This window comes from Loktanella sp. F6476L (assembly GCF_023015725.1).
Taxonomy (GTDB): Bacteria; Pseudomonadota; Alphaproteobacteria; order Rhodobacterales; family Rhodobacteraceae; genus Yoonia.
On sequence record NZ_JALKAR010000047.1, the window covers coordinates 1 to 261 of the forward strand.

The window sequence follows — 261 nt, forward strand, 5'->3', positions numbered from 1 at the left end:
CAGGACAAACACATTCAATCCGATGGGCGGCGATATCAGGCTGATCTCTGTTACGACAACGACGATGATCCCAAACCAGATCGCGACCATTTCAGGGTCAGACAGGATGCCCGTCCCGAAATCAAGGGACATCACTAGTGGGAAAAAGATTGGCACGGTGAGCAGGATCATCGAAAGGCTTTCCAGCACCGCACCCAGCACCAGATACATCAAGATGATAAAGAACATAACGGTCCAAGGACCAACATCCATTGCGGTGAC

Annotated in this window: 1 protein-coding gene; it reads right to left on the reverse strand. The window is 51.0% G+C overall.

Annotated features, from left to right (window positions below; genetic code table 11):
• Nucleotides 1–261 (reverse strand): TRAP transporter large permease subunit (locus MWU61_RS19685; RefSeq protein ID WP_247130178.1); only part of this gene is annotated, 261 nt, incomplete at both ends.